A 6,474-nucleotide genomic window follows, 5' to 3' on the forward strand; every position below is an offset into this window, starting at 1 on the left:
CCTATATATTGCTATAGAATAAATCTAAGAATGGGAGTATTTCCTATGATTAATATCAATAATGCTGTTCAATTTCAACATCTTTTGTGGGATCGCATCATGAAACAGGCAAAAATCGTTGTGGATGCTACCTGCGGTAATGGCCATGACTTATTATATTTAGTAGAGAGAGCAAAACCGAATTGTCATGTATATGGTATCGATATACAAGAAAGAGCTATTCAGGCTAGTCAATCCTTGTTGGAACAAAAAAAGATTGATAGTAATATTACTATAACCTTTCTACATAATTCTCATGATAAGGCCTTTGCCGAGGATATACAGGAAAATAGTATTGATTTAATCATTTTTAATTTAGGCTATTTACCTGGCGGTAATCATACAATTGTAACTAAACCGTACAATACGATGCAGGCTTTACAATTGGCTATGCCTAAATTGGTAAAAGATGGAGTTATAACGATTGTAGCATATCCTGGTACACTAGAGGGATATGAAGAAATGAAGCAATTAGAATACTATTTATCTTCTTTAAATCAAAAATTATATAATGTGTGTCATTGGAAACCAATTAATCAGGTTAACAACCCACCACAGCTCTACATTATACAAAAAAGATGAAATCATATATTCCTATAGATAAATATTTTGATATATTCCAAAATGTTAACAATACTAAAAATGCATAATAAATAAAAATTCCCCTTAGAAAAGGGGTTTTTATTTATACACTTTTTTATTCTTTTGTTTAAATTATTAATTCTGTATAAATAGATGAACTATGTACACTATAGTGTTGTTGTTATAACTGCTTTTTAAATTTTGCAAATAGTTAATTATTGCGGCAATATGCATAAGACGTATAAGATATACGTTATATTAATTATGAATATATGGTATAATATGTACAGAAAGATACTATTCTCTTTTATGTGCCAGTTTTTAAAAAGGGAGTTAAAAATGAAACGCTATCGCTATAACAAAATTAAAGAAATCGTGCAGTCTAAGGCGATTGAAACGCAAGAAGAGTTAGCAGCGGCCTTACTAGAAGAAGGTATTGAAGTAACACAGGCTACAGTTTCTCGCGATATCAAGGAATTGATGTTAATTAAAATCCCTACTGGTGATGGACACTATCGATACGCATTATCTCCAGAGGAAAATGTCGTGCTTTCTCGAAGTCGTATTAATCGACTATTTCAAGATTCTCTAATTAAAGTAGATCATAGCTTGAACCAAATTGTGCTACATACGATTCCTGGTTCTGCTCAATCAGTAGCATTTTCTATTGACCATGCAAAATGGTCTGAATTAATAGGTACCCTTGCGGGAGACGATACAATTTTGTTGATTGCTCGTACCGAAGCAGATGTACCAATTATATTAGAGAGAATTCAAGATTTAATGAAGGATTAAATTATATGTTGACGCAGATGAGCATTCGCAACTTTGCGTTGATTGAGCAAATGAATATTTCATTTAAAGATGGTATAACTATCTTTACCGGCGAAACTGGGGCAGGTAAATCCATTCTTATGGATGCTTTCAGTATCCTTTTAGGAGAGCGCGCTAGTAGCGAGTTCATTCGACACGGTAAAGATAGTTTTGTTATAGATGGAATTTTTGATATTGCCAATCACCAAAGTTTATTAGAATTACTAGAATCAAAAAATATTGTAGTAGAAGATGACCAATTAATATTATCTCGTTCTTTTAATCGATTGGGAAAATCATCTATATTAGCTAATGATCAGCCGATACCGTTAAAAGCATTAAAGGAGATTGGACAACAATTGGCGGATATTCATGGACAATATAATAATCAAAAATTACTTAATCCCGATTCTCATCATGAATATTTAGATACATACAATGATGCAGGGTACAAAGCATATATAGCATATCGCTCTGCTTATAAAGACTATAAAACAGCAAAACAAGCATTAGAAAATTTATCTGACACAATGGCGGAACGTGCTAGAGAACTCGATATGTTGCGTTTTCAAATAGATGAAATTGAAGACGCCGCATTGCAATTGGGTGAAGATGTGGCTATAGCAGAGGAATTAAAAAGACTTGATAGCTTTGATCATATTGATAAAGTATTAGGCTCTTGTTACGATGCCTTTTATAGTGGCCGTCATCCATTGCTAGATACAGTAAATGCTATCAGGGTAGAAGTGAGTGACTTAGTTCGTTACGATGAGGAAGTAAAAGATATCTCAGAGCTTGTAAATTCTGCGTATTTTCAGCTAGAAGAAGCAGCTCAATCACTCGATAGATATCGTGATTCTATTAGTTATGATGAGGAGCGATATGCGTATTGTCAAGACCGTGATTCTACGATTTATGGACTAAAGAAAAAATATGGTGACACAGTAGAAGATATTTTAGCCTATGAAGAAAAGGCGCAACAGAGATTAGAGGAATTAGAATCTCAAGTGTTTGAACAAGATGCCTTAGAAAAACAATTAGAGAAAAAGAAGTTCATTGCAGAAAAAGCATTACGAGAATTAGTAACTGTACGGGAAACTAATGCAGTTACCATTGCTAAACAATTGCGAGCAGAATTAGTCGATTTAGGTATGGAAAAAGGGGATATTCTATTTCAAATAGAAAAGTCTGATGATTTAACTAGTCTTGGAGCTAAGTCTATAGAGCTTTTATTTACGGCTAATAAAGGGGAACAATTACTAGCTCTTCATAAGGTTGCCTCCGGTGGTGAATTGGCACGCATTGCACTTGCTTTTAAATCGGTGTTCCGCAATGATAATCACAAAACCTTGGTATTTGATGAAATCGATGTAGGGATTAGTGGTGATATTGCATTGAAGGTAGCGGAGAAAATACTGGCGCTTTCACAGACAAACCAGGTATTCTGCATCACTCATTTGCCGCAAACAGCAAGTATTGCTAAACAACATTATCACTTATCAAAAACAGAAAAATCGGGACGTACAGTATCCCGTTTATCTGTATTAAACGATGAAGATAGATTAATACAAATCGCATCTATGATGTCCGGCAAAGGAATGTCTAGTACTGCACTAGCAGCAGCACGTGAACTTATCGACCATTTTCATTGACTAAATGTATATAATTACTTATACTATTACTATTAACTCAATAATTAGGTAGAGGTGCGAGTATAAATAGTCATCATGAGGAGCTGGCACGCTGTGATTCATGATAAAAGGTATACTCGCCGAAGTTCGATGATGGCCAAATCGTCGTGCTGGTTGTCTATTTAATAGGTAGATGACTGTCACCAACAATCTATTGGTGGAGTGCTATCATTGTTCTTGCAAAATCGAATGTCTATGTTCGTAAAATATTAAGGCCAGTGGATAGCATCCACTGGCTTTTTTGGAGGTATATTATGATTCGAGTAATGGTTAACGGCGCCGGCGGAAAAATGGGGCGCGAAGTTGTGAAAGCTGTTCATAATGATGCGGAATTAATCTTAGCAGGTGGTATTGATCCTACTAAGAGCGGTCAAGATATTGGTACAGTGGCTGGTATTGAACCATTACATATTGAAATGGCAAGTTCCATTGATGAAGTATTAGGCGATAATAAACCAGATGTGATTGTAGATTTTACAAATCCAGCAGTTATTTATGAAAATGCTAAGAAAATCTTATCTGCTGGAGTGCATATCGTAATTGGTACCACTGGACTTACTGAAGTACAACGTAATGAACTGCACGAAATCGGTTTAGCTCATAATGCTAATTGTTTGGTAGCACCGAATTTCTCATTAGGTGCTGTAATGATGATGAAAGTAGCTGCTGAGCTAGCTCCATATTTTCCAGACGTGGAAATTATTGAATTGCATCATAATCAAAAATATGATGCACCTTCTGGTACAGCTATATTAACAGCTAAACTGATTAATGATGCTAAGGCAGTTGCTAACGTTCAAGCTTCTGAAGATTTAACCCGTGAAAGTTTACCAGGTGCTCGCGGTGCAAAAGTCGATGATGTCACTATTCATAGTGTTCGCTTACCTGGTTATGTGGCGCATCAAGAGGTGTTGTTTGGTGGGTATGATGAAACATTATCGATTCGCCATGACAGCTTGAGCCGCGTATCCTTTATGCCAGGTGTAGTATTGGCGTGCAAAAAAATTACCTCTAAACCAGGATTAACATATGGTTTAGAACATTATTTATAATTGATACAAAACTAAATTATTAGATGGTAAATTATAATCTATGTATAATATTACTTATCATATATGGATTATAGTAAAAAACGTTAGGAGATAGACTATGAGAAAACCTAATCTTGCGATTTTAGGCGCTACTGGTGCAGTAGGTGCTGAGTTCATCACTCTTATTGAAGAACGCAATTTTCCATATGAAAACTTAAAATTATTAGCTTCTGCTCGTTCTGCTGGTACTGAGCTCGTAGTGAATGGTAAAACGTATATAGTAGAAGAAGCTAAACCTGAATCTTTTGATGGCATTGATATTGCTTTATTCGCTGGTGGCTCTATTTCTAAAACATTAGCTCCTGAGGCGGCTAAACGCGGTGCTATTGTTATCGATAATTCCAGTGCATTCCGAATGGATCCAGAGGTGCCTTTAGTTGTACCAGAAGTAAATCCAGAAGATATATTGACACATAAAGGCATTATTGCTAACCCTAACTGTTCCACGATTATTATGAGTCTTGGTTTAAAACCATTGCATGATATTTCTCCGATTAAGCGCATTGTAGTATCTACATATCAAGCAGTATCTGGTGCAGGTAAAGAAGGGATTGAAGAGCTTGAAAACCAAGTGCGTCAGTTTACAGCAGGTGAAGAAATGACAGCTAATCTCTTGCCAACAGGTTCTGCGCCAAAACATTACCCTGTAGCATTTAATTTACTACCACAAATTGATGTATTCTTGGAAAACGATTATACTAAAGAAGAGATGAAGATGGTAAATGAAACACAAAAAATTCTTCATGATGATACAATTCAAGTAGTTCCAACTACGGTTCGTGTACCAGTGTATCGTTCTCATTCTGAATCTGTATTAGTGGAAACAGAAGAACCAGTATCTGTAGAAGCATTCCGCAAAGCTTGTGAAGCATTCCCAGGTCTACAAGTAAAAGATAATCCTGCAGAACAAGAGTATCCAATGCCGTTATACACATCCAATCAAAATGATTGTGAAATAGGTCGTATCCGCAAGGATTTATATAATGATAGAGGCATGAATTTCTGGATTGTAGGGGATCAAATTCGCAAAGGCGCCGCATTAAATGCATTGCAAATCGCAGAATACTTGGTAGAAAAGCAAGCATTTTAATAACCTATCAAGTCTAGACTTGATAGATAGACGTAGTATACAACTATCAAGTGGAGGAGTCATATGAATACATTTGGCCGCGTTTTAACTGCTATGATTACATCATTTAACGATGATGAATCTCTTAATATTGAAAATACAATAGCTATTGCTCATCATTTATTAGATAATGGCTCTGATGGCCTTATTGTATGTGGCACAACGGGTGAAAATCCAACTATGACAAAAGAAGAGAAATTATCTCTTTTTAAAGCAATCGCTAGTGAATGCAGCTCAAAAGGTAGTATTATTGCTAACGTTGGGAGTAATAGCACGAAAGATACAATTCAACTTGCCAAAGAAGCATCTAAAATTCCTGGCATTAGTGGTTTACTAGTGGTTGTACCATACTATAATAAACCAAATCAGACTGGTCAATATTTACATTTTAAAGCTGTTGCAGAATCCACCACATTGCCAATTATGGTATACAATGTACCAAGTCGTGTAGGTACGGGTATACTCCCAACTACATTAGCTAAACTACATGCGGAGTACCCACATATTAATGCTATCAAAGAAGCTAGTGGTAATCTTATGATAGCTTCTGAAATCAAACGTTTGCTTCCTAATGACGATTTTATGCTCTATAGTGGTGATGATGCATTAACATTACCTATACTTTCTGTTGGTGGTGTCGGTGTAGTATCAGTAGTATCTCATGTGGCAGGCCGTGATATGAATCAAATGATTCAATCTTTTGAGTCTGGGCATAATAAAGAAGCTAAATATTTGCATCATAAATTAGCAGAAATCACGAAAGCTATGTTTATTACTACAAACCCAATTCCTGTAAAATATGCGGCTCGTAAAATCGGATTACCTGCAGGAGTATTTAGTTTGCCTATGTGTGAACCTAGTGAAGATGAGGCAAAATGCATAGATAAGGCATTACAGGAATATTTTAATAATTAAATATAAATACTTATTTCTTATACATAATATAGTGTTTCAATTAACAACTCTATACGATGTATTGCTATAGACACTATATAATTAATAAGCGGGTTATAGGACAAAAAGTGTTGGTTTTATAGGCGATGCACTCAGTAAATTACTGAGTGCATCGCCTTTTTAAATTGTTTAGTAATTTTTAAATGGTGGACAAAAGGTGTTGGTAAAAAGTTTG

Annotated in this window: 6 protein-coding genes and 1 riboswitch; all 6 genes read left to right on the plus strand. The window is 35.4% G+C overall.

The features are described from left to right. Positions 1-30 precede the first annotated feature (30 nt). The 6 genes from mnmM (at position 31) to dapA (ending at position 6,260) form a co-directional block, all read left to right on the plus strand. Entirely contained in the window at positions 31-621 is a 591-nt protein-coding gene (gene mnmM, locus EO120_RS01630; protein ID WP_127133769.1) for a tRNA 5-(aminomethyl)-2-thiouridylate-methyltransferase MnmM, read from the plus strand. A gap of 339 nt (positions 622-960) precedes the next feature. Continuing rightward, the gene (gene argR, locus EO120_RS01635; RefSeq protein ID WP_127133770.1) at positions 961-1,416 is read left to right on the plus strand and encodes an arginine repressor; all 456 of its coding nucleotides are present in this window, start codon (positions 961-963) and stop codon (positions 1,414-1,416) included. A 5-nt stretch (positions 1,417-1,421) separates the two neighbouring features. Further along, a complete protein-coding gene (gene recN, locus EO120_RS01640) occupies positions 1,422-3,086 on the plus strand; it encodes a DNA repair protein RecN (protein ID WP_127133771.1) in 1,665 nt (554 codons plus the stop codon). A gap of 41 nt (positions 3,087-3,127) precedes the next feature. Next, positions 3,128-3,301, plus strand: a riboswitch (Lysine riboswitch). Between the two features lie 78 nt (positions 3,302-3,379). Beyond that, a complete protein-coding gene (gene dapB / locus EO120_RS01645; protein ID WP_127133772.1) occupies positions 3,380-4,177 on the plus strand; it encodes a 4-hydroxy-tetrahydrodipicolinate reductase in 798 nt (265 codons plus the stop codon). 97 nt (positions 4,178-4,274) lie between these two features. After that, positions 4,275-5,306 carry an aspartate-semialdehyde dehydrogenase gene (locus EO120_RS01650; RefSeq protein WP_127133773.1) on the plus strand — a complete coding sequence of 344 codons (1,032 nt, stop codon included), beginning with the start codon at positions 4,275-4,277 and terminating at the stop codon, positions 5,304-5,306. 63 nt (positions 5,307-5,369) lie between these two features. Continuing rightward, a complete protein-coding gene (dapA, locus tag EO120_RS01655; protein WP_127133774.1) occupies positions 5,370-6,260 on the plus strand; it encodes a 4-hydroxy-tetrahydrodipicolinate synthase in 891 nt (296 codons plus the stop codon). Positions 6,261-6,474 lie beyond the last annotated feature (214 nt).

This window comes from Veillonella caviae (genome assembly GCF_003992125.1).
Taxonomy (GTDB): domain Bacteria; phylum Bacillota; class Negativicutes; order Veillonellales; family Veillonellaceae; genus Veillonella; species Veillonella caviae.

Bases quoted from the DNA above. Each gene is read 5' to 3' on its own strand.
- dapA (WP_127133774.1), top strand. From the start codon at position 5,370: ATGAATACATTTGGCCGCGTTTTAACTGCTATGATTACATCATTTAAC.
- EO120_RS01650 (WP_127133773.1), top strand. From the start codon at position 4,275: ATGAGAAAACCTAATCTTGCGATTTTAGGCGCTACTGGTGCAGTAGGT.
- recN (WP_127133771.1), top strand. From the start codon at position 1,422: ATGTTGACGCAGATGAGCATTCGCAACTTTGCGTTGATTGAGCAAATG.
- mnmM (WP_127133769.1), top strand. From the start codon at position 31: ATGGGAGTATTTCCTATGATTAATATCAATAATGCTGTTCAATTTCAA.
- argR (WP_127133770.1), top strand. From the start codon at position 961: ATGAAACGCTATCGCTATAACAAAATTAAAGAAATCGTGCAGTCTAAG.
- dapB (WP_127133772.1), top strand. From the start codon at position 3,380: ATGATTCGAGTAATGGTTAACGGCGCCGGCGGAAAAATGGGGCGCGAA.